This window comes from Streptomyces avicenniae (assembly GCF_000719135.1).
GTDB classification, from domain to species: Bacteria; Actinomycetota; Actinomycetes; order Streptomycetales; family Streptomycetaceae; genus Streptomyces; species Streptomyces avicenniae.
In genome coordinates this window covers 23,689-45,249 of sequence record NZ_JOEK01000016.1, presented here as the reverse complement: position 1 = coordinate 45,249, position 21,561 = coordinate 23,689, and the positions used below count along the sequence as shown (strand labels likewise).

Annotated in this window: 17 protein-coding genes and 1 tRNA gene; 2 read left to right on the top strand and 16 right to left on the bottom strand. The window is 73.0% G+C overall.

Annotated elements, in window-relative coordinates; all coding sequences use genetic code 11:
• Positions 1–126: 126 nt before the first annotated feature.
• From proS to nsdA, 6 genes are all read right to left on the bottom strand, one after another.
• Positions 127–1,542 carry a proline--tRNA ligase gene (gene proS / locus IF27_RS25040; RefSeq protein ID WP_052852046.1) on the bottom strand — a complete coding sequence of 472 codons (1,416 nt, stop codon included), beginning with the start codon at positions 1,540–1,542 and terminating at the stop codon, positions 127–129.
• 67 nt (positions 1,543–1,609) lie between these two features.
• Positions 1,610–3,121, bottom strand: a complete 1,512-nt coding sequence (ffh, locus tag IF27_RS25035; RefSeq protein ID WP_052852045.1) for a signal recognition particle protein — start codon at positions 3,119–3,121, stop codon at positions 1,610–1,612.
• 87 nt (positions 3,122–3,208) lie between these two features.
• The gene (locus tag IF27_RS25030) at positions 3,209–5,695 is read right to left on the bottom strand and encodes a [protein-PII] uridylyltransferase (protein WP_052852044.1); all 2,487 of its coding nucleotides are present in this window, start codon (positions 5,693–5,695) and stop codon (positions 3,209–3,211) included.
• Between the two features lie 144 nt (positions 5,696–5,839).
• Positions 5,840–6,178, bottom strand: a complete 339-nt coding sequence (locus IF27_RS25025; protein WP_052852043.1) for a P-II family nitrogen regulator — start codon at positions 6,176–6,178, stop codon at positions 5,840–5,842.
• Entirely contained in the window at positions 6,175–7,437 is a 1,263-nt protein-coding gene (locus IF27_RS25020; protein WP_223291203.1) for an ammonium transporter, read from the bottom strand. The genes IF27_RS25025 and IF27_RS25020 overlap by 4 nt, the downstream gene beginning before the upstream one ends.
• A 360-nt stretch (positions 7,438–7,797) precedes the next feature.
• Positions 7,798–9,312: a transcriptional repressor NsdA gene (nsdA, locus tag IF27_RS25015; protein ID WP_052852042.1), complete on the bottom strand. Its 1,515-nt coding sequence runs from the start codon at positions 9,310–9,312 to the stop codon at positions 7,798–7,800.
• Between the two features lie 292 nt (positions 9,313–9,604).
• On the opposite strand from nsdA, the gene IF27_RS25010 reads away from it, so the two are divergent.
• Entirely contained in the window at positions 9,605–10,288 is a 684-nt protein-coding gene (locus IF27_RS25010) for a bifunctional DNA primase/polymerase (RefSeq protein WP_052852041.1), read from the top strand.
• A gap of 103 nt (positions 10,289–10,391) precedes the next feature.
• Here IF27_RS25010 and ftsY read toward each other — a convergent pair whose 3' ends face one another.
• From ftsY to IF27_RS24985, 6 genes are all read right to left on the bottom strand, one after another.
• The gene (gene ftsY, locus IF27_RS25005) at positions 10,392–11,594 is read right to left on the bottom strand and encodes a signal recognition particle-docking protein FtsY (RefSeq protein WP_052852040.1); all 1,203 of its coding nucleotides are present in this window, start codon (positions 11,592–11,594) and stop codon (positions 10,392–10,394) included.
• Positions 11,595–11,672: 78 nt separating this feature from the next.
• Positions 11,673–13,094, bottom strand: a complete 1,422-nt coding sequence (locus IF27_RS25000) for a sugar porter family MFS transporter (RefSeq protein WP_052852039.1) — start codon at positions 13,092–13,094, stop codon at positions 11,673–11,675.
• A 170-nt stretch (positions 13,095–13,264) separates the two neighbouring features.
• Positions 13,265–16,798, bottom strand: a complete 3,534-nt coding sequence (gene smc / locus IF27_RS24995; protein WP_190233099.1) for a chromosome segregation protein SMC — start codon at positions 16,796–16,798, stop codon at positions 13,265–13,267.
• Positions 16,765–16,857 (bottom strand) — tRNA-Leu (locus tag IF27_RS31250). The genes smc and IF27_RS31250 overlap by 34 nt, the downstream gene beginning before the upstream one ends.
• A gap of 154 nt (positions 16,858–17,011) precedes the next feature.
• Positions 17,012–17,218 carry a hypothetical protein gene (locus IF27_RS24990; protein WP_052852037.1) on the bottom strand — a complete coding sequence of 69 codons (207 nt, stop codon included), beginning with the start codon at positions 17,216–17,218 and terminating at the stop codon, positions 17,012–17,014.
• 334 nt (positions 17,219–17,552) lie between these two features.
• Positions 17,553–17,864 carry an acylphosphatase gene (locus IF27_RS24985; RefSeq protein ID WP_052852036.1) on the bottom strand — a complete coding sequence of 104 codons (312 nt, stop codon included), beginning with the start codon at positions 17,862–17,864 and terminating at the stop codon, positions 17,553–17,555.
• A gap of 142 nt (positions 17,865–18,006) precedes the next feature.
• On the opposite strand from IF27_RS24985, the gene IF27_RS24980 reads away from it, so the two are divergent.
• Positions 18,007–18,903 (top strand): CAP domain-containing protein, encoded by an 897-nt coding sequence (locus IF27_RS24980; protein WP_052852035.1) that lies wholly within the window; start codon positions 18,007–18,009, stop codon positions 18,901–18,903.
• A gap of 90 nt (positions 18,904–18,993) precedes the next feature.
• Here IF27_RS24980 and mutM read toward each other — a convergent pair whose 3' ends face one another.
• The 4 genes from mutM to IF27_RS24960 form a co-directional block, all read right to left on the bottom strand.
• On the bottom strand, positions 18,994–19,842 hold the full coding sequence (mutM, locus tag IF27_RS24975) for a bifunctional DNA-formamidopyrimidine glycosylase/DNA-(apurinic or apyrimidinic site) lyase (RefSeq protein ID WP_052852034.1): 849 nt from the start codon (positions 19,840–19,842) through the stop codon (positions 18,994–18,996).
• On the bottom strand, positions 19,835–20,656 hold the full coding sequence (rnc, locus tag IF27_RS24970) for a ribonuclease III (RefSeq protein ID WP_052852128.1): 822 nt from the start codon (positions 20,654–20,656) through the stop codon (positions 19,835–19,837). Before rnc ends, mutM begins: the two co-directional genes overlap by 8 nt.
• A 19-nt stretch (positions 20,657–20,675) precedes the next feature.
• Positions 20,676–20,849 (bottom strand): 50S ribosomal protein L32, encoded by a 174-nt coding sequence (rpmF, locus tag IF27_RS24965; RefSeq protein ID WP_052852033.1) that lies wholly within the window; start codon positions 20,847–20,849, stop codon positions 20,676–20,678.
• Between the two features lie 86 nt (positions 20,850–20,935).
• Entirely contained in the window at positions 20,936–21,559 is a 624-nt protein-coding gene (locus tag IF27_RS24960) for a YceD family protein (RefSeq protein ID WP_052852032.1), read from the bottom strand.
• Between the last annotated feature and the right edge of the window lie 2 nt (positions 21,560–21,561).

Genomic DNA, 21,561 nt, shown 5'->3' with positions numbered 1-21,561 from the left:
CGGGTCAAGTCCCCGAATTTGCACTTACCAGTCAGTTTCGGCCCCATTCCGTCGCGCCCCCACGCCCCCCGCCCCCGGGGTTCCGGCGGGCGGGGCGGCGCGTACGGGCGCCGACGGACGAGCGGGTCAGTACGACCGGCCGACGACCGCCACGGTGCCGGGCGCCTCGGCGTCCTCGGGCACGGACCCGTCCTCGGTGGTCAGGCAGCGCACCGTGACCGCGTCCTGCGCGAGCCGCTTCTCGCCCTCGGCGCCCACCTCGGACCACGGCAGACGGGCCCAGCCGCCCGCCTTCGCGGCCTCGGCGGCCTCCTCCACGGTCCGCACGTCGCTGGTGCGCGCCTCGCGGCGCTCGCGGGACTGGCGCAGCAGCAGCGCCTGGTCCTCCTCCAGCAGGCCGGGCAGCAGCGACGGCAGGGCGTCGATCGCCACGGGCTCCTTGCCGCCGGGGATGCGGCGCACGAGCATCGCGGTACCCGCCGCGACGTCGCGCGGGCCCACCTCGATGCGGGCAGGGACGCCCTTCAGCTCCCAGTCCACCGCGCGGCGGCCGAAGGGGGTGTCGGTGCGGTCGTCCACCTCGACGCGGACCCCGGCGTCCGTCAGCGCGGCGCCGATCCTGCGGACCGTCTCCAGCACCTCGGGGTCGTCCTTGATGGCGAGGACGACGGCCTGGACGGCGGCGAGGCGCGGCGGGACGCGCAGGCCGTTGTCGTCGCCGTGCGACATGATCAGGCCGCCGACCATGCGGGTGGAGGCGCCCCAGGAGGTCTGCCACACCAGGTCGCGGCTGCCCTCGCGGGAGAGGAAGCGGGTGTCGAAGGCGCGCGCGAAGTTCTGCCCCAGCTCGTGGCTGGTGCCCATCTGGAGGGCCTTGCCGTCGGTCATCATGCCTTCGAGCGTGCGGGTGTTGATCGCGCCCGCGAACCGCTCCGAGGGGGACTTGACGCCCGGCACGACGTCGATCGCCAGGACGTTCAGCATGAAGTCGGCGTACACCTCGCGGTGGATGTGCGCCGCGTAGTCGCGCGCCTCCTCGTAGGTGGCGTGGGCCGTGTGGCCCTCCTGCCAGAGGAACTCGGTCGTCCGCAGGAAGACGCGCGGGCGCATCTCCCAACGGACCACGTTCGCCCACTGGTTGATCAGCAGGGGCAGGTCACGGTAGCTCTGCACCCAGCGCGCGAACGACGCGTTGATGATCATCTCGGAGGTGGGCCGTACGACGGCGGGCTCCTCCAGCTGCTTGCCGCCGCCGTGCGTCACGACCGCCAGCTCGGGGGCGAAGCCCTCGACGTGCTCGGCTTCCTTGGTCATGTACGACTGGGGGATGAACAGCGGGAAGTACGCGTTGCGCGCGCCCGACGCCTTGATCCTGGCGTCCAGCTCCGCCTGCATCCGCTCCCACAGGCCGTACCCGTACGGTCGGATGACCATGGTGCCGCGCACCGGACCGTTCTCGGCCAGTTCGGCCTTGCTGATCACGTCCTGGTACCAGCGCGGGAAGTCATCCGCCTGGGGGGTGAGTACGGGAGCCTTTGCCATGGCGCAGATGGTACGGGGCGCGGGGGTGTGAGCGTGAATCCGTGTCCGCGCGCCCCGTACGGGGATGTCACTTGGGGGGCAGGATGTCCCGGAATTCCTTGGGCAGTTCGAAGGGCGCGGGCTCGGCGCCGCCGTCCGCGCGCTGGGCCTCCTCCTCGCGGCGCTTCATCGGGTTCCCTGACCGGCGGGCGCCCTTGCCGCGCTTCGGCTGCTGCTTGCCCTTGCGCTTGCCGCCGCCCATCCCGGGGATGCCGGGCATGCCCGGCATGCCGCCGCCCTGGGCCATGCGGGACATCATCTTGCGGGCCTCGAAGAACCGCTCGACGAGCCCCTTGACCGCCGAGACGTCCACGCCGGAGCCGCGCGCGATGCGGGCGCGCCGCGAGCCGTTGATGATCTTCGGGTCGTTGCGCTCGGCGGGCGTCATCGACTTGATGATCGCGGCGGTACGGTCCACCTCGCGCTCGTCGAGGTTGTTGATCTGCTCGCGCATCTGGCCCATGCCGGGCATCATCCCGAGCAGCTTGGACAGGGAGCCCATCTTGCGGACCTGTTCCATCTGCGTCAGGAAGTCGTCGAGCGTGAACTCCTTGGGGCCCTTGGCCAGCTTGCCCGCGAGCTTCTCGGCCTCCTCCTGCGAGAAGGTGCGCTCGGCCTGCTCGATGAGGCTGAGGACGTCGCCCATGCCCAGGATGCGCGAGGCCATCCGGTCGGGGTGGAACGCGTCGAACTCGTCCAGCTTCTCGCCGTTGGAGGCGAACATGATCTGGCGGCCGGTGATCTGCGCGATGGACAGGGCCGCGCCGCCGCGCGCGTCGCCGTCGAGCTTGGAGAGCACCACGCCGTCGAAGCCGACGCCGTCGCGGAAGGCCTCGGCGGTGGTGACGGCGTCCTGGCCGATCATGGCGTCCACGACGAAGAGCACCTCGTCGGGGCTGACGGCGTCGCGGATGTCGGCGGCCTGCCGCATCAGCTCCTCGTCGATGCCGAGGCGGCCCGCGGTGTCCACGACGACGACGTCGTACTGCTTGTCGCGCGCGAAGACGAGCGAGTCCTGGGCGACCTTGACGGGGTCGCCGACGCCGTTGCCCGGCTCGGGCGCGTAGACGGCGACGCCCGCGCGCTCGGCGACGACGGACAGCTGGTTCACGGCGTTGGGGCGCTGGAGGTCGCAGGCGACGAGCAGCGGGGTGTGGCCCTGGCCCTTGAGCCAGCGGCCGAGCTTGCCCGCGAGGGTCGTCTTGCCCGCGCCCTGGAGGCCCGCGAGCATGATGACGGTCGGCGGGTTCTTGGCGAACCGCAGCCGCCGCGTCTCGCCGCCGAGGACGTTCACCAGCTCGTCGTTGACGATCTTGATGACCTGCTGGCCCGGGTTGAGCGCCTTGGAGACCTCGGCGCCGAGGGCACGTTCCTTGACCTGCTTGATGAACGCGCGGACGACCGGGAGCGCGACGTCGGCCTCCAGCAGCGCGATCCTGATCTCACGCGCCGTGGCGTCGATGTCCGCCTCGCTCAGACGGCCTTTGCCGCGGAGGTTCTTGAACGTTGCCGCAAGGCGGTCGGAGAGAGTGTCGAACACGGCGCTGACTGGTCCTTAGAGGTCGGGAGTCATCGGGTCGGCTGGGGGAACGGTGTCCTCAAGCCTATCCGCCCGGCGCGCGAACGGTCAGCCCGCCGGTGGGCCCGCCCGGTCGGCGAGGGCGCGTTCCAGGTCGGTGGCGAGCCGGGCGGCGTCGTCGGGCGGCAGGGGGGCGCCGTCGGGGCCCGTGACGTAGAAGGCGTCCACGGCGTTGGCGCCGAGCGTGCTGACGTGCGCGCTGCGGACGGTGACGCCCGCCGTCTCCAGGGCCTGCCCGATGTGGTGGAGCAGGCCAGGCGCGTCGTGGGCGCGTACCTCGATGACGGTCGCGAGGCGCGAGCCGAGCGGGGCGACGGTGACGCGCGGCGGCGGGCCCTGGGGCAGGCGGCGGCGCGGGCGGCGGTAGGCGGCCTCGCGTTCGGCGAGGCGGCTGGCGATGTCGAGGGAGCCGTCGAGGGCGCGGACGAGGTCGGCGCGGAGGCGTTCCGCCTGGGGCAGGGAGCCGTACTCGGCGGCCACGCGCCAGTCGAGCAGGAGGACGGGCCCGTTGCCCGTCGGGTCGAGCGAGCGCAGTTCAGCGGACCTGACGGTGAGGCGGTGCAGGGCCAGGACGCCCGCGGTGGCGGGGAGGACGCCGGGCTGGTCGGGCAGGGCGACGATCAGCTCGACGCCGACGGGCTCGGGCTCGGCCTCGGTCGCGGTCTCTGTCCCGGCCTCTGTCCCGGCCGGGGCCGGGGCGAGTTCCGGGCGGGGCAGCAGCGCGAGGACGGGGGCGCCGGTGCGCGACGCCTCGACGGCGAGGCGTTCCGCCGCGACGGTCGGCTGCGCCTGGGGCGTACGGGCGCCCCCGCCGTCCTCGAATCCGGCGGCGACGCGCGCGACGAGGTCGGCGATGAGCGAGGCGCGCCAGCCCGACCATGCGGCGGGCCCGGTGGCGAGCGCGTCCGCCTCGGTGAGGGCGTGCAGCAGTTCCAGGGTGACGCGGTCCCCCACGACGTCGGCGACGAGCGCGACCGTCGCCGGGTCGTCCAGGTCGCGGCGGGTGGCGGTCTCGGGGAGCAGCAGGTGGTGGCGTACGAGGGTGGCCAGGGTGTCGGTGTCGGCGGGGCCGAAGCCGATCCGGGTGGCCATGTCGCGGGCGATGGTCTCCCCGGCGACGCTGTGGTCGCCCGGCCAGCCCTTGCCGATGTCGTGCAGCAGGGCGGCGGCGAGGAGCAGGTCGGGGCGGCTGACGCGGCGGGTGAGTGCGGAGGCGCGGACGGCGGTCTCGACCAGGTGGCGGTCCACGGTCCAGCGGTGCACGAGGTTGCGCTGGGGGCGGCAGCGGACGCGTTCCCAGTCGGGCAGCAGCTTGGTGATGATCCCGGCGGCTTCGAGCGCCTCCCAGACGGGGACGGTGTCGGGGCCCGCGCCGAGGAGGGTGAGGAACTGCTCGCGCGCCTCGGCTGGCCACGGCACGGGAAGGCGGGCGTCGGCCGCGGCGAGCGCGTGGACGGCCGGGAGGGCGAGGGGCAGCCCGGCCTGTGCAGCCGCGGCGGCGGCGCGCAGCGGGAGGACGGGGTCACGGTCGGCGCGTGCGGTGCGGGCGAGGACGACCTCGCCCTCCTGCTCGACGACGCCCTCGGCGAGCGGTGTGCGCTCCTCTGCGGGGCGGCGCGCGGTGCGGGAGCCGAGGAGGGTGCGCAGGCGGCGGCGGGCGGAGCGGGCGCGCAGGACGCGTCCGACCTCGCGCCAGGTGACGTCGGAGGCGTAGCTGATGGTGCGGCCCGCCTCGTAGACGCGGCGCAGGAGCGCGTCGGCGTCCAGCAGGCCGAGGGCCTTGGCGACCTGTTCCTGGTCTTCGAGTGCCAGCCGTTCTGTGGCGCGGCCGGTGGTGAGGTGGAGGGCGTCGCGGACGTCGAGGAGGGTGTTGCGCGCGGCCTCAAGCCCCTCGCGGGGCGCGTCGGCGACCCAGGAGGCGGCGACGGCGCGCAGGGCGGTCGCGTCGCGCAGGCCGCCGCGTGCCTCCTTGAGGTCGGGTTCGAGGAGGAAGGGCAGTTCGCCGGAGCGGCGGGCGCGTTCGCGGCCCATCTCGTGCAGTTCCGGCAGGCGGGCCGGGGCCTGGGCGCGCCACTGGGCGAGGAGCGCGGTGCGCAGTTCGGCGGTGAGGGAGCCGTCGCCCGCGATGTGGCGTGCGTCGAGGAGGCCGAGGTGGACCTTGTGGTCGGCGGCTGCCGTCTCGTGGGCCTCGGCGAGCGTGCGGACCGAGTGGTCGAGGGCGATCCCGAGGTCCCAGACCGGGTACCAGAGGTGGTCGGCGAGGGCGGCGGTCTCCTTGGCGGTGGCCGTGCCGTCGTGGAGGAGGAGCAGGTCGAGGTCGCTGCGCGGCGAGAGTTCCCCGCGGCCGTAGCCGCCGACGGCGACGAGCGCGACGCGGCCGGTGCGGGGTCCCTCGGCGAGGAGCCCGGCGAGCCACGTGTCGGTGAGGCGGGCGAGTTCGGCGCGGCGCGGACGGCCTGTGGGGCCTTCCGCGGTCAACAGGCGCAGTCTCTCGGCCGCGTAGCCGCCGCTGCTGGGTGTCGTCTCCGCCGTCATGCGGTGCCCTTCTTCGCCGGTGGTGGGGGTCCCGGGCCGGTCCGGGTGGCGTGCGCGGACGCCCCCGGGGGCGCCTGAGCCGGTCGCGGCGGGTGGCCGCGACCGGCTCAGTGGCCCGGTCCCGAGGAGATCCGTGCGGTGTTCCTACAGCGCGTCGGGGCCGCGCTCGCCGGTACGGACCCGGACGGTGGTCTCGACGGGCAGGCTCCACACCTTGCCGTCACCGATCTTGCCGGTACGGGCCGCCTTGACCACGACGTCGATGATCTGCTCGGCGTCGTCGTCCTCGGTGAGGATCTCGACGCGGACCTTCGGCACCAGATCGACGGTGTACTCGGCGCCCCGGTAGACCTCGGTGTGGCCGCGCTGACGGCCGTAGCCGGTGGCCTCGCTGACGGTCAGGCCGTGCACGCCGAACGCCTGGAGCGCGTCCTTGACCTCGTCGAGCCGGTGCGGCTTGATCACCGCGGTGATGAGCTTCATGCGTCCACCTTCTTCTCGCCCGTGACCGCCGCGCCGGCGGCACCCGGAACTGCGCTGACCGGCACGGAGCCTGAGCCGGTCTGGCTGAAGTCGTACCCGGTCTCGGCGTGGTAAGCCAGGTCGAGTCCGGCGACCTCTTCGTCCTCCGACGCCCGGAAGCCGATCGTGCGTTCGACCAGCAGGGCGATGAGATAGGTGACGACGAAGGAGTAGGCCATGACCGACGCCGCGCCGAGCGCCTGCTTGCCGAACTGCTCCAGGCCCGCGCCCTCCGTGGCGAGGAAGCCGACGAGCAGGGTGCCCAGGACACCGCCGACGAGGTGGACGCCGACCACGTCGAGCGAGTCGTCGAAGCCCAGCTTGTACTTGAGGCTGACGGCCCAGGCGCAGACGGCACCGGCCAGGACGCCGATCAGGATGGCGCCCATCGGGTTGACGTTGGCGCCGGACGGGGTGATCGCGACGAGACCGGCGATGGCGCCCGAGGCGGCACCGAGGGTCGTGAACGCGCCGTGGCGCAGGCGCTCGTAGATCAGCCAGCCGAGGATGGCGGCGCCCGTGGCGAGCTGGGTGTTCAGCGCCATCATCGCGGCGGTGCCGTTCGGGGAGAGGGCGGAACCGGCGTTGAAGCCGAACCAGCCGAACCACAGGAGCCCGGCGCCCAGCAGGACCATCGGCAGGTTGTGCGGACGCATGGGGTCCTTCTTGAACCCGATGCGCTTGCCCACCACGAGGGCCGCGGCGAGACCGCCGGCGCCCGCGTTGATGTGGACGGCCGTACCACCCGCGAAGTCGATCACGCCCTGGTTGAACAGCCAGCCCTGATCGACGGCCCACACCCAGTGCGCGACCGGGAAGTAGACGACGGTGACCCACAGGACCACGAACAGCACCCAGCCGGTGAACTTCACCCGGTCGGCGAGTGCACCGCTCATCAGCGCGGGCGTGAGGATCGCGAACATCAGCTGGAAGACCGCGAAGGCGAGGAGTTCGCCCTGGTCCACGGTGATGTCCTGGAAACCGATGAAATCAAGATTGCCGAGGATGGGGCTCGTACTGGTCTCGCTGAAGGTCAGCGAGAATCCGTAGAGGACCCACAGGACGCTGACGATGCCGAGCGAGACGAAAGACATCATCAGCATGTTCAGCGCGCTCTTGACCCGGACCATACCGCCGTAGAAGAAGGCGAGACCTGGCGTCATGAGCATCACCATCGCGGCACAGATGACCACGTAGGCGATATTGGTCGATGACTGCACTTCCTCAAGGTTCAAAGTGGACGTCTCCTCAGAACGACGACCCGTGCGGGCTGGTTCTCGGTCGGGTCAGGATTCGCCACAGCGTTTCGGAGGGCCGTTTCCGTCGATGGCCGCACTTGTTTCACGTAGGTGACGATGACATAGGCCGTGTTACGCGCTCATGAAGTCGAGCACCGTGCCTTTCCGGCCGGGCCGCGCCGTCCCACGGGTGCGCAGGCGCCCGCCGCGCCGCCGGGCGGGGACGGAAACCGGCCGCCCCCGCCCGCGTGTCCCGGTCGGCACGCGGTGCGCGGGCCGGGCGGGACGCGGGGCGGGGGCGGCCGGGGGACGCGGGTGCGGGCGCGCGGGGCCCCGGGGGCGTCAGACCGCCCGGACGGCCGAGTTCCGGGGAAGTTCCGCCGCGATCCTGGCGGCGCTGTCCCGCACCTCGGGGACGTCGCCGAAGTCGCGCTGCGCCGCCGCCCAGGTCGTGCGGAGCCGGTCGTTGACGCGCTCGGACCGGAGCCGACCGGCCAGATCCGACGCCAGGGTCGCCTGCTCGGCGAACGCCTCGGGTTCCCTTTCGAGCAGGTGGACCGTGGCGAGGCCGATGAGGTTCAGTGCATACGAACGGTGGTGCGCGGCGCCGGGGTCGCGCTCGCACTCCTCGGCGAAGAGCCGCACCGCCCGTTCCATGAGCGGCTTGGCGCGCGTCACGTAGGCGGGGCTGCGGCCCGCGACGTAGGAGAGGTCGCGGTACGAGTGGGCGTTCTCCGCGTTCAGCTCGGCCTCGGAGAAGAAGCCGATCCAGTCCGGGTCGTGCTCGTCCGCCGTGATCTGGGCGAACGTCTCCTGCGCCATCCGCACCGCGCGGTGGCACTTGGCGGGCTGCCCCTGCGTGGCGTGGGCGCGCGCCTCCATCGCGTACAGCATCGCCTGGGTGCGCGGGGTGGCGGTGCCACGGCTGCCGTACTGGGCGAGGTGGATGAGTTCGAGGGCGTCGTCGCCCCTGCCGAGGTGGATCATCTGGCGGCTCATCATCGACAGGATGAACGCGCCGAGGGGCCGGTCGTCCGCCTCCTTGGCCGCGTGCAGCGCGAGCACGAAGTACTTCTGCGCCGTGGGCTGGAGCCCGATGTCGTAGCTCATCCAGCCCGCCAGCTCGGCCAGTTCGGCGGTGACCCGGAAGAGCCTGCGGCGCACCGACTCGGGGTGCGACTCGGCGAGCAGGTCGGTGACCTCGTGCAGCTGCCCCACGACGGCCTTGCGCCGCAGGCCGCCGCCGCTGTGCGCGTCCCAGCTGCGGAACTGGGCGGTCGTCGCCTCCAGGACGGCCAGCTCGGGTTCCGACAGGCCGGAGAGGCGGCGCGGCTCGCCCCCGCCGACGACGCCGATCAGCCGCGCCCCCGGCATGGGTTCGCCGTCGGTGGGCGTGGGGACGAGCCAGCGCTGCATGGGCTCTATGAGCGCGGGCCCGGCGGACATCGTGAGGGCGGTGCCGAGGAAGCCCCGGCGGCCGAGCATGAGGTCGCTGCGGGAGAACTCGTTGATGAGCGCGACGGTCTGCGGCCCGGCCCAGGGCAGGTCGATGCCGGAGACGGCGGCCGACTGCCTAGCGGAGCGCAGGCCGAGGTCCTCGACGCCGACGACGCGGCCGAAGCGTTCGGAGAACAGCTCGGCGAGGATGCGCGGGATGGGCTCGCGCGGCTGCTCGCCGTCGAGCCAGCGCCGCACCCGCGAGGTGTCGGTGCTGATATGGTGCGCGCCCAGCCGCCTGGCCCGCCGGTTCACCTGCCGGGCCAGTTCGCCCTTGGACCAGCCGCTGCGCTGGAACCACGAGGTCAGCCGCTCGTTCGGCGGTTTGGCCTGGCCGTCGCCGCCCGCGTTGACGCCCACGTCGTCACGCCCCCGTCCCGGATGTCGTCCGCGCCCGCCTGTTGACGTCGCGTCTACCGATGTACCGAAAGTAATCCTACGATCACGGCGGCAGTGAGGGTGCACCCGCAAGCGCCACCATTCGCCACCCCTCCGCCTCCCCCTCATGCCCACCACGCGCGCTTCACTTGTACGCGCCGCCCGCCGTCCCGAGGGGAGCGAAGCACACCGGGGGCGCACAGCATCGCGCGCGCTCCCCCGGGGCGCCACCCCCGGGTCGTAACCATCGGCGGAACGGCCCGTTGGACAGTGCATGGGCTTCACGATCGGCGGTCTCCGTGAGATCCGCGACCTGCGGCTCACGGCCCGGCGGCCCGGCCCGGTCTCGACCGCGGTCGCCGAGTACACCGGCCTGCGGGGCTGGGACGTGACGCCCGGCGCCTGGGCCACGCGCCGCGCGCAGCACGGCCCCGTCGTCTGCTCCTGCGGCAGTCCCCGGTGCGCGTCGCCCGGCGCCCATCCCCTGGACCCCGCGCTCACCATCCGCGCGGGGGCGACGCGCGACCACGTCGGCTGCTCGTGGATCCCCGGCGCGTCCGTGCTGCTGCCCACGGGGCACAGCTTCGACGTCCTCGACGCCCCCGCCCCGGCCGCCTGCCGGGCACTCCCCCGGCTGGAACGGCTCGGCCTGCCCATGGGCCCCGTCGCGCTCGCGCCGCACGGCCGGGCCTGGTTCTTCGTCGCCCCGGGGAGCACCGAGGAACTGCCGCTGCTGCTGCGGCGCCTCGGCTGGGCGGACGCCCCGCTGGACCTGCGCGGGCTCGGCCCGGGGCGCCACATCACGGCGCCGCCGTCCGACCACGGCGGCCACGGCCCGGTGCGCTGGCTGCGCGCGCCAGGACCCGAGGCGGCGACCGCGCCACCCGCCACGCGCGTGCTGCTGGGCGCGCTGGCCTACACCTGCGTCTCCCTCGCCTCCCTCACCCGCCGCGCCTGACCCACGGCCCGGCCCGTCGTATACAGCCGTGACATGCCTGTGGCCCCGCCCCCGGAAGCGGATTCCGGGGCGGGGCCACGGGCGCGTCGCCGCGCCGGGCGCGTCAGGCCAGCAGCGCGTCCACGAAGGCCTCCGCCTCGAACGGCGCCAGGTCGTCGGGCCCCTCGCCGAGGCCGACGAGCTTCACCGGGACGCCCAGCTCCCGCTGCACGGCGATGACGATGCCGCCCTTCGCCGTGCCGTCCAGCTTGGTCAGGGCGATGCCGGTGATGTCCACGACCTCGGAGAACACCCGGGCCTGGACCAGCCCGTTCTGCCCCGTGGTGGCGTCGAGGACGAGCAGCACCTCGTTGACCGGCCCGTGCTTCTCCACGACCCGCTTGACCTTGCCCAGCTCGTCCATCAGGCCGGTCTTGGTGTGCAGCCGCCCGGCGGTGTCCACGAGCACGACGTCCGCCGCCTCCTCGATGCCCTGCCGCACGGCGTCGAACGCGACCGACGCCGGGTCCCCGCCCTCGGGACCGCGCACGGTCCTGGCGCCGACCCGTTCGCCCCAGGTCTGGAGCTGCTCGGCGGCGGCGGCGCGGAACGTGTCGGCCGCCCCGAGGACGACGGACCTGCCGTCGGCGACCAGGACGCGCGCCAGCTTGCCGGTGGTCGTCGTCTTGCCCGTGCCGTTGACGCCGACGACGAGGACGACCGCGGGCCGCTCCTCCCCCTCGACGGAGACGCCGCCCTCGGTGTGCACGGCGCGGTCGAGATCCGGGCCGATCAGGGCCAGCAGTTCCTCGCGCAGCAGGTTCCGCAGTTCGTCGGGCGTCCGCGTGCCGAGGACGCGGACGCGCTCGCGCAGCCGCTCCACCAGTTCCTGCGTGGGGCGGACACCGACGTCGGCGCTCAGCAGGGTGTCCTCGATCTCCTCCCACGTGTCGTCGTCCAGGCGCTCGCGGGAGAGCAGCGTCAGCAGGCCCTTGCCCAGCGTGCTCTGGGAGCGGGCGAGCCGCGCGCGCAGCCGGACGAGGCGGCCCGCGGCGGGCTCGGGCACCTCGACCGGAGGCGCCTCCGCCTCCGCCTCGACGGCGGGCGGCGCCGTGCCCGGCGGCAGGACGACGTCCTCGATGGTGCGCCTGGCCTCGTCGGTCGGGGCCTGGGACTCCTCACCGACCTGGGGTTCCGCCGGTGGTGCTGCGGGCCTGTTCTCCTCGCGCGGTGGCGCCGTGCGGGCGCCTCGCCCACGGACGAGGAACGCCGCGATCGCGGCGACGGCGACCACGGCGATGACTACGACAAGGATCAGGATGTCCATCGGTTCCCTTGGGTGGTGCATGGAGGAGGACGGTGCCGGGCGCCCCCAAGTATTGCGGACGCGCCCCCGCCCGGGCGGTCAGCCCATCTCCTCCAGCGGCTTGCCCTTGGTCTCCTTGACCCAGATCAGCAGGAACGGGATGGTCGCCAGGGCGATCGCGGTGTAGATGACGTACGCGCCGGAGAGGTTCCACTCGGACAGTGTCGGGAAGCTCTGGGTGACGGCCCAGTTCGCGATCCACTGCGCGCTCGCGGCCAGGCCGAGGGCGGCGGCCCTGATGCGGCTCGGGAACATCTCGCCCAGCAGCACCCACACGACCACGCCCCACGACAGGGCGAAGAAGAGGACGAACGCGTGCGCGCCGATCAGCGCGACCGTGCCCTGCGTGTCGGGCAGGGAGATGTCGCTGCCCGTGCCGCGCTTGGCGGAGAAGGCCCACGCGGTGGTGCCCAGGGAGACCGCCATCCCGATCGAGCCGATGAGCAGCAGCGGCTTGCGCCCGATCCGGTCCACGAAGACCATCGCGATGACCGTGCCGACGATGTTGATGATCGAGGTGGTGAAGGAGTAGAAGAACGAACTCTCCGGGTCGATGCCGACGGACTGCCACAGCGAGTTCGAGTAGTAGAAGATCACGTTGATGCCGACGAGTTGCTGGAACGCCGACAGGACGATGCCGATCCAGACGATGGGCAGCAGGACGGTGCGTGAGGAGAGCAGGTCACGCCAGCTGGAGCGGTTCTCGCTGTGCAGCGCCGCCTTGATCTCGCCGACCCGGGCGTCGAGGTCGATGCCCTTCGCCTCGACGTCGGCGAGCACCCGCTTCGCCTCCTCGGTCCGCCCGCGCGAGACGAGGTAGCGGGGCGACTCGGGGATGCCGAACGTCATCAGGCCGTAGATCAGCGCCGGGACGGCCTCGATGCCGAGCATCAGCTGCCACGCCTCAAGACCGAGCAGGTGCCCACGCTGGTCGCCGTTCGCGAGGTTGACCAGGAACCAGTTGACGAGCTGCGAGACGGCGATGCCGAGCACGATCGCGGCCTGCTGGAACGAGGCGAGCCGTCCGCGGTACTCGGGGGGCGACACCTCGGCGATGTAGGCGGGGGCGATCACCGAGGCCATGCCGATGGCGACGCCACCGAGCGTGCGCCAGACGGCCAGGTCCCAGATGGCGAACGGCAGCATCGAGCCGATGCCGCTGATGATGAAGAGGACGGCGGCGAGCTGCATGACGCGGATGCGGCCGACGCGGTCGGCCAGCCTGCCCGCGACCAGCGCCCCGGCCGCGGCGCCCAGCAGCGCGATGGCGACGACCGTGCCGAGCCTGCCCGAGGAGATGTCGAACCGTCCGCGGATGCCCTCGACGGCCCCGTTGATCACCGAGCTGTCGTACCCGAAGAGGAAGCCGCCGAGCGCGGCGGTGGCGGCGATGTAGATGACGAACGTGAGGTGGGGCGGTCGCCTCGGGGCTTCGCTGCCCTCGTTCGAGGTCGTGGTCACGCTTCCCTCCTTGTTCCGTGCGACGGCGTCGCCTGCCGTCTTCCCCGGCCCCGCGTGGATCAGCGGTTCAGCTGCCGGTTCGAGGGATCGGCCGCACCCCGTCCGAGTCACATTACGCCGCAAACTGGGCGTTTTCCTCCCGAGGCGCTCCGGCCGGGGGCACGCCCGGTTCAGGACAGACGCTGGCTGATGACCTTGGAGACGCCGTCCCCCTGCATCGACACGCCGTACAGCGCGTCGGCGACCTCCATCGTCCGCTTCTGGTGCGTGATGACGATGAGCTGGGAGCTGTCCTTCAACTCCTCCATGATCCTGATGAGCCGCTGGAGGTTGGTGTCGTCGAGCGCGGCCTCGACCTCGTCCATGACGTAGAACGGGCTCGGCCGCGCCTTGAAGATCGACACGAGCAGCGCCACCGCCGTCAGCGACCGCTCGCCGCCCGACAGGAGCGAGAGCCGCTTGACCTTCTTGCCCGGCGGGCGCGCCTCCACCTCGACGCCGGTGGTGAGCATGTCGGACGGGTCGGTGAGCAGCAGGCGGCCCTCACCGCCGGGGAAGAGGCGCGAGAAGACGCCCTCGAACTCGCGCGCCGTGTCGTGGTAGGCGGCCGTGAAGACCTGCTCCACCCGCTCGTCCACCTCCTTGATCACCTGGAGGAGGTCGGTCCTGGTCTTCTTGAGGTCGGCGAGCTGCTCGCTGAGGAACTGGTGGCGCTCCTCCAGCGCGGAGAACTCCTCAAGGGCCAGCGGGTTCACCTTGCCCAACTGCCGGTACGCGCGCTCGGCGGCCCGCAGCCGCTTCTCCTGCTCGGCGCGGTCGAACGGGCGCGGCCGGTTGCGCGGGTGGTCCTGGTCGTCCGGCAGCTCCTCGCCCTCGGCGGGCGGCGAGGGCGGGACGTGCTGGTCGGGGCCGTACTCCCGGACCAGGACCGCCGGATCGACGCCCAGCTCCTCCAGCGCGCGGCTCTCCAACTGCTCGATGCGCAGGCGCTTCTCGGCTCCCATGACCTCGCCGCGGTGCACGGAGTCGGTCAGCTTGTCCAGCTCTTCCTTGAGCGCGCGTCCGGCGGCGCGCTCGGCGGCCAGTGCCTCCTCCTGCTCCGCCTTGCCGCGTTCCGCCGTGTCGCGCTCGGCCGCGGCGCGGGCGACGGACGCCTCGGCGTGCGCCAGCAGCTGACGCGCGCCGTGCGCGACGGCCGCGGCGACGTCCGCCTCGTGCCGCATCCTGATCCGGCGCCGCTCGGCGCGCAGCCGCGCCTCCCGTTCGGCGCGGGCGGCGCGGTCGAGGCCGTCGGCGCGCCCGGCGAGGCCGCGTACCCGCTCCTCGTGGGTGCGGACCTGGAGGCGCGCCTCCATCTCGGTCTGCCGCGCGTTGGCGCCGTCGGCGGCGAGCCGGTCGCGGACGGCGGTGTCCGGCTCCTCGTCCAGGTCGGTGGCCTCCTCCGCGGTGGCGAGACGTTCCGCCAGCTCCTCGGCCTGCTCGACGGCGCGGGTCAGCTCCTCCTCGGCGCGGGCGAGGGCGGCCCCGGCCCGTTCCGCCTCGCCTGCGGCGCCCCTGGCCTGCCCGGCGAGGCGCCCGAGGTCCTGGGCGACGCGGGACTTGGCGCGCTCGGCGGCGCTGCGCCGCCCGGCCAGCTCCTCCACGCGCGCGGCGAGCGCCCGGCGCCGTTCCGCCGCCTCTTCGGAGACGGCGCCCAGTTCGGCGCAGCGGGCCGTCAGCACGCGCAGTTCTGCGGCGGCCTGGTCCACGGCGGCCTGCACCTCGAGAAGGCTGGGCGCGGCGGCCGATCCGCCGTGGACCAGGTGGCGCGAGACGACGTCGCCCTCGCCGGTCACCACCGTGAGGCCGGGGTGGGCGGCGAGCACCCCGAGCGCCTCGTCCAGGGAGTCCACGACGACGGTGTCGCGCAGCAGTCGGCGCACCGCGGGCATCAGATCGGCCGGGCCGCGTACGAGGTCGGCTGCGGGCGACAGCCCGGCGGGCGGGGGCGCGGCGGGTGCGTCGGGCATGCCGCCGAGGAGCAGCGCGGCACGTCCCGCGTCCTGCTTGCGCAGCAGGAGCAGCGCCTCGGCCGCGGCGGCGGGGCCGTCCACGGCGATCGCGTCGGCGGCGGCGCCGAGCGCGGCGGCCACCGGCACCTCGTACCCGGGGGTGACGGCGAGCAGTTCGGCGGCCGGTCCGAGGACACCGGCCGGCCGGTCGTCGGCGGACAGCAGTGCGCCCGTGCCGTCCTTGCGGCGCAGGCCGAGGGCGAGGGCGTCGTGCCGGGCCGAGGTGGCGGCGCGTTCGCGCTCGGCGGTGGTGACGGCGTCGCGGGCGCGGGCGCGTTCGGTCTCCGCGGCGGCGAGTGCGGCGCGGGCGGCCTCGTGCTCGCGCTCCAGTTCGCTGTCGTCGGCGTCGAGGCCGTCCACCTCGGCGCGCAGGGTCTCGTACTCGGCGCGGGCGCGCTCGGCCCGCTCCGCCGCCTCCTCGTGGGCGGTGGTGAGCCGGTCGATCTGCGACTGCGCGGACGCGGCCTTGCTGCGGGCGGCGTTGGCCTGGCCGTGCAGACGGGCCAGCCCCTCGCGGCGGTCGGCGAGGGCGCGGGCGGCGTCCTTCAGGCGACGCTCCTCCTGGGCCAGGGAGCGTTCGAGCGCGGCGCGGTGGTCCACGGTGTCGTCGAGGGCGCGTCCGGCCGCCTCAAGCGCGGCGGTCAGCGCGGCCTCCTGCTCGCGGATACGGGCGGCCTCCCGCTCCATGTCCTCCGGGTCGCGCCCGCGCCGCTCCTCGGGCCCCTGCGCGGTGGCGCTGGTGACGCGCGCGTCGGCGAGCCCGACGGTGCCGCGCACGCGTTCGGCGAACTGGGAGAGTTCGTACCAGACGGTCCCGGCGCGCTGGACGCGCGGCGCGAGCAGGCGCGTGGCGGCCTCCAGTTCGGCCTCGCGGCGCGCGGCGTCGCGCAGCCGGGCGGTGGCCTCCTCCTTGCGCTGCTTGAGCGCGGCCTCGTCGGCGATCTCCGCGCTGAGCGCGGCGCGCTGCTGTACGAGGTCGTCGGCGAGCAGCCGCAGGCGGGCGTCGCGCAGGTCGGCCTGGATGACGGCGGCCTTGCGTGCGACGGCGGCCTGGCGGCCGAGGGGCTTGAGCTGGCGGCGCAGTTCGTCGGTGAGGTCCTGGACACGGGCGAGGTTGGCCTGCATCGCGTCCAGCTTGCGCAGCGCCTTCTCCTTGCGCTTGCGGTGCTTGAGGACCCCGGCGGCCTCCTCGATGAAGGCGCGGCGGCCGGTGGGGTCGGCGTGCAGCACGGAGTCGAGCCGTCCCTGACCGACGATCACATGCATCTCGCGGCCGATTCCCGAGTCGGACAGGAGTTCCTGGACGTCGAGGAGGCGGCACGTATTGCCGTTGATCTGGTATTCGCTTCCACCGTTGCGGAACATCGTCCGCGTCACGGTGACTTCGGTGTAATCGATGGGCAACGCGCCGTCCGCGTTGTCGATCGTCAGGGACACCTCGGCCCTGCCCAGGGGCGGGCGGCCGGTGGTCCCGGCGAAGATGACGTCCTCCATCTTTCCGCCGCGCAGGGATTTCGCGCCCTGTTCGCCCATGACCCAGGAGAGCGCGTCCACCACATTGGACTTGCCCGACCCGTTCGGCCCGACCACACAGGTGATGCCGGGCTCGAAGCGCAGCGTGGTGGCCGAGGCGAAGGACTTGAACCCCCGCAGGGTGAGGCTCTTGAGATGCACGCCGTGCGACTTTACCCGCCGCTTGTCTGCGATCGGCCGTTTCGACGCGGCGGATGCAGGGCAGATCAGACTCAGCGAGTACGGCAACCGGCCGGGGCAGGACTTCAGGGGGAAATGACGAAGGGACGCCGAAGCGTCCCTCGCATATTCCGCAGGCGTCGCGCCGCGAGCGGCCTGTCCTCGCCGGTGAGGTCAGGTCAGGGCGGGCTCAGCCTGGGGCAGGTCGATGTTGTCGAGCACCGAGTCGCCGTGTCGAGCGGCGGCAGCCAGCGCGTCGTTCTCCGCCTGGACGCGGACGAGCTGCGTCTCCAGGTCCTGTACGCGCTGCTGAAGCCGTCGCATCTCGGCGATGACTCGGGGGTCGAAGCCGCCGACGTGACCGAGAAGCGCCTTTGCCATGATGGATGGTCCTCCACACTGAGTGACCGACCGAAGCCGTTGGTGGGTCGTGAGGGATAACAGCCGCGACGTCCGCCACATCCTGCTTTCGCAAGGCCGCACAGCGGAGAAGCGCGGGACTTTCAGCGTCTCACCAAAAAGTGGGACGGTCAACACGATCACACCGCGTATCGCCGCGGTGATCATTCACGCGGCGTCCTGTGGCGGTTTTCGATCAGTCACCCACCCGGCGCGGCGGCACCGTCCACTTGCCGCTGGTGGCCGCAGCCTTGCACGTCGGAGCGTTGTTGGCAAGGTGTTACCGGTGCTTTCCCCCCGCGCGGGGCGCGTCCCGTCACCGGATCGCGAAATCCGGATAACCGCCGCGCGGTGTGTCCCATATCTCGGTGACACCGTCCACACGGCCGGGCGTGTCGCCGTGCCGGAGCCAGGCGAGAAGGCGCGCGCACCGCTCACGGCTCCCCTCGGCGACGACCTGGACGCGTCCGTCGGCCAGGTTCGAGGCGAATCCACGCAGGTCGCCGATGGCGAGTGCCTGCGCGCGGGTGAACCAGCGGAATCCGACGCCTTGGACATGACCGCGCACCCACGCCGTCATCCGCACGGTCCCGGAGTCCTCCCCTGAGCGGGGTTCTGAGGGCTGCATGTGACGCACGCTATCCGGAGTTTTCGGTGCGGGACCCGCTCACCGACCCGGCCATGGCGTACAGTCACGCGATGAACATTCATCCATTCGGGTGAATTTGGATCTTGGTTGGCCCTCGACGATGACAAGGACGGTGTTGCGCATGGGACGCCATCGCCGCCGCCGGAGCCACGCGCGTACCGGCCTGATCGGCGCCTCAGCGGCCTTGGCCGTGGGCGCTGTCGGCGCGGGCAGCGGACTGCTGCCCGGCATGGGAGGCGCCTTCTCCCCCAGCGGTTCCCCCACGACCGACGACATCCGCGCCCAGGGGATCGACCCCTCCTTCGCGGGCTCCGTGTCGCCGTCGCCGAACGGGTCGCTGTCCCCACGTGACCTGAGCGAAGGTCCGGGGACCAGCCGCGGTTCGGAGCGCGGCCCGCTCGGCGAGAGCGCGTCCCCCTCCGAGTCCGCCACGACGCCCGAGGCCGAGGACAGCCCGTCCGAGGAAGAGGCACCGGAGACGACCGCGCCCGAGCGCACGGAGGAGGCCGCCGAGACCGAGGCGGCCGAGACCCCGGACCGGACCACGCCCCCGGCCGAGGAGGAGACCCCCGCCTCCCCCGCACCCGAGTCGGCCGCGCCCACGCCCCGCGAGGAGCCGCCGGCCCCGGCCCCCGACGACAGGAACGCCGCCGTCGAGGCCGTGCTCAGCCGCGTCAACGCGGAACGCGCCGCCGTCGGCTGCGTCCCCGTCACGCTCGACCCGGCGATGAACGCCCTCGCCGCCGCCTACAGCCAGGACATGGCCGTGCGCGGCTTCTTCGACCACACGGACCCGGAGGGCAGGACCCCCTGGGACCGCGCCGCCGCCGCGGGGATCGAGAGCATGGGCGGCGAGAACATAGCGCGCGGCCAGCAGGACGCCACCGCGGTCATGGACGCATGGATGGGCAGCGACGGACACCGCCAGAACATCCTCAACTGCGACTTCACCACGATGGGCGTCGGCGTGTACTTCGGCGACGGCGGCCCCTGGTGGACGCAGGTCTTCGGCTTCTGACACGCGCCCCTTCCCCGAGACACGCCGGTGCCCGTTCCCCCCGGGGGACGGGCACCGGCGTGTGACAGGTGACGCGAGGCGCGCGCGGGTTCAGCCGGGCGGCGGCTGGCAGCGCGGGCAGAAGTAGCTGGACCTGTTCATCCACGGCCGCCGCCGCATCGGCGTCCCGCACCGGCGGCACGGCTGGTCCTCACGCCCGTACGCGTCGAGCGAGCGGTCGAAGTAGCCGGACTCACCGTTGACGTTGACGTACAGGCTGTCGAAACTCGTGCCGCCCACCGCCAAGGCCGCGTTCATCACCTCGCGGATGTGCGAGACCAGTTCGGCCGTCCTCGGGCGGGTCAGCCCGGCCGTCGGCAGCTCGTAGTGCAGCCGGGTGCGCCACAGCGCCTCGTCCGCGTAGATGTTGCCGACGCCGCTGATGAGCGACTGGTCGAGCAGCGCGCGCTTCACCGTCGTACGGCGGCGGAGCAGCGCCGCGTGGAAGGCGTCCTCGTCGAACAGCGGGTCAAGGGGGTCGCGGGCGATGTGCCCGATGACGTCGGGGACGCCGTCCCGGCCCACCGCGTGGAGGGACAGCCCGCCGAACGTCCGCTGGTCCACGAACCGCAGCTCGCCGCGCGCCACGTCGTCGAACGTGACACGCACCCGCAGGTGCTTCTCGTCCGGGGTGCCGCCCGGCTGGACGAGCAGTTGGCCGCTCATCCCGAGGTGGGCGAGCAGCGCCAGGTCCTCGCCCAGCGGCAGCCACAGGTACTTCCCCCGCCGCCGCGCCGGTGCGACGCGCACACCGCGCAGCCGGTCCGTGAAGTCCACGGCCCCGGCGACATGACGGCGGACGGCCCGGGGGTGCAGCACCTCGGCCGCCGCGACGACACGCCCGCTGACCCACCGGTCGAGACCGCGCCTGACGACCTCGACCTCGGGCAGCTCAGGCAACGGACGACCCGTCGTCCGCCGCCTCGGCCTCCCGGCGGGCCGCCAGTTCGGCCTCCTCCGCCGCGCGCGCGGCGGCGCGCTCCGCGTCAACGGCGGCGCGGATCGCGCGCCAGGCGTTCTCGGCCGCCTGCTGCTCGGCCTCCTTCTTGCTGCGGCCCGTGCCGGTGCCGTAGGTCTCGCCAGCGACACGGGCGGCAGCGGTGAAGTTCTTCTCGTGGTCGGGGCCGCTCTCCTCGATCACGTACTCCGGCACCCCGAGACTCTCGGCGGCACTCAGTTCCTGGAGACTCGTCTTCCAGTCGAGACCGGCGCCCAGGCTGGAGGAGCGCTCGATGACCGGATCGAACAGGCGGTGCACCAGCGCGTCGGCGGCGTCGAGACCCTGGTCGAGGTAGACCGCGCCGATCACCGCTTCCAGGGTGTCCGCGAGGATCGACGCCTTGTCCCGGCCGCCCGTGCCCTCCTCGCCGCGCCCGAGCCGTACGAACGACCCGAGCCCGAGGCCACGGGCCACCTCCGCGAGCGCCCGCGCCTGCACGACGGCGGCCCGCAGCTTGGCGAGCTGGCCCTCGGCGAGATCCGGGTGCCTGCGGTACAGGGTGTCGGTGACGATGAGGCCGAGCACCGAGTCCCCGAGGAATTCGAGCCGCTCGTTGGTGGGCAGCCCGCCGTTCTCGTAGGCGTACGAGCGGTGCGTGAGCGCACGCACCAGAAGGGCGGGCTCAAGCCGGTGGCCGAGCCGCCCTTCCAGCGTCGCGAGGGACGAGGCCGTGTCCGGGGACGCCTGAGGTTGCGGCCTCTTGGCGTGAGACATGGAGCCCGTCACCCGCCGATCAGACCTCGACGACCTGACGGCGGTTGTACGTGCCGCAGTTGGCGCACGCGGTGTGCGGCAGCCTCGGCTCCTGGCAGCGCTCGCAGCGCACCAGGTTCGGGACCGCAGCCTTCCACTGCGACCGGCGGTGGCGCGTGTTGCTGCGCGACATCTTCCGCTTCGGAACAGCCACGGCTACTTCTCCTGTGATCCGGCCCCGCTCCCGCGGGGCGCCAGTTTCTTGCTGTCTCGCTGGTCCTGCTGGCCTTGCTTGTGCCGCTAGCGGTCCCGCCGCGCGGGATCCTCACCGGACTCCTCGGAGCCGGCCAGGCCCCGCAGGGCCGCCCACCTGATGTCCACGGGGGCGTCGTGCCGGTGGTCCGGGTCCTGCGCGAGCGGCGCCCCGCAGTCGGGGCACAGACCCGGGCAGTCCTCCTGACACACCGGCTGCAGGGGCAGTGAGAGCACCACCGCGTCCCGCAGCACGGGTTCGAGGTCGAACAGGTCGCCCTGGACGTACAGCGTCTCCTCGTCCTCGTCGTCGTCACCGGTCTCCGCGGGGCGGCGGCCGGTGACTTCCGACTCGGGGTAGGAGAACATCTCCTGGAAGTCCGCCGTGACCTCGGTGGTCAGCGGCTCCAGACACCTTACGCACTCCCCCGCCAGCGGTGCGCGGGCGGTACCGGTCACGAGGACACCCTCCATGACCGACTCCATGCGCAGCTCGACCTCCACGGGAGCCGCCTCGGGCACCGCGATGACCTCGATACCGAGGTCCGCGGGCGCCGGTACGGTGCGGGAGACCCTTTTCAGCGAACCAGGACGCCGCCCCAGCTCACGTGTGTCGAACACGAGGGGGGCTCGATGGTCCAGGAGGGCGTTCAGGGCCTTCTGCTTTCTCATGG

Excerpts from the sequence above, each read along its gene's own strand:
- IF27_RS25025 (WP_052852043.1), bottom strand. The coding sequence starts at position 6,178 with ATGAAGCTCATCACCGCGGTGATCAAGCCGCACCGGCTCGACGAGGTC.
- IF27_RS24980 (WP_052852035.1), top strand. The coding sequence starts at position 18,007 with ATGGGACGCCATCGCCGCCGCCGGAGCCACGCGCGTACCGGCCTGATC.
- rnc (WP_052852128.1), bottom strand. The coding sequence starts at position 20,656 with ATGTCTCACGCCAAGAGGCCGCAACCTCAGGCGTCCCCGGACACGGCC.
- ftsY (WP_052852040.1), bottom strand. The coding sequence starts at position 11,594 with ATGGACATCCTGATCCTTGTCGTAGTCATCGCCGTGGTCGCCGTCGCC.
- IF27_RS24990 (WP_052852037.1), bottom strand. The coding sequence starts at position 17,218 with ATGGCAAAGGCGCTTCTCGGTCACGTCGGCGGCTTCGACCCCCGAGTC.
- IF27_RS25030 (WP_052852044.1), bottom strand. The coding sequence starts at position 5,695 with ATGACGGCGGAGACGACACCCAGCAGCGGCGGCTACGCGGCCGAGAGA.
- proS (WP_052852046.1), bottom strand. The coding sequence starts at position 1,542 with ATGGCAAAGGCTCCCGTACTCACCCCCCAGGCGGATGACTTCCCGCGC.
- IF27_RS25010 (WP_052852041.1), top strand. The coding sequence starts at position 9,605 with ATGGGCTTCACGATCGGCGGTCTCCGTGAGATCCGCGACCTGCGGCTC.
- IF27_RS24985 (WP_052852036.1), bottom strand. The coding sequence starts at position 17,864 with ATGCAGCCCTCAGAACCCCGCTCAGGGGAGGACTCCGGGACCGTGCGG.
- IF27_RS24960 (WP_052852032.1), bottom strand. The coding sequence starts at position 21,559 with ATGAGAAAGCAGAAGGCCCTGAACGCCCTCCTGGACCATCGAGCCCCC.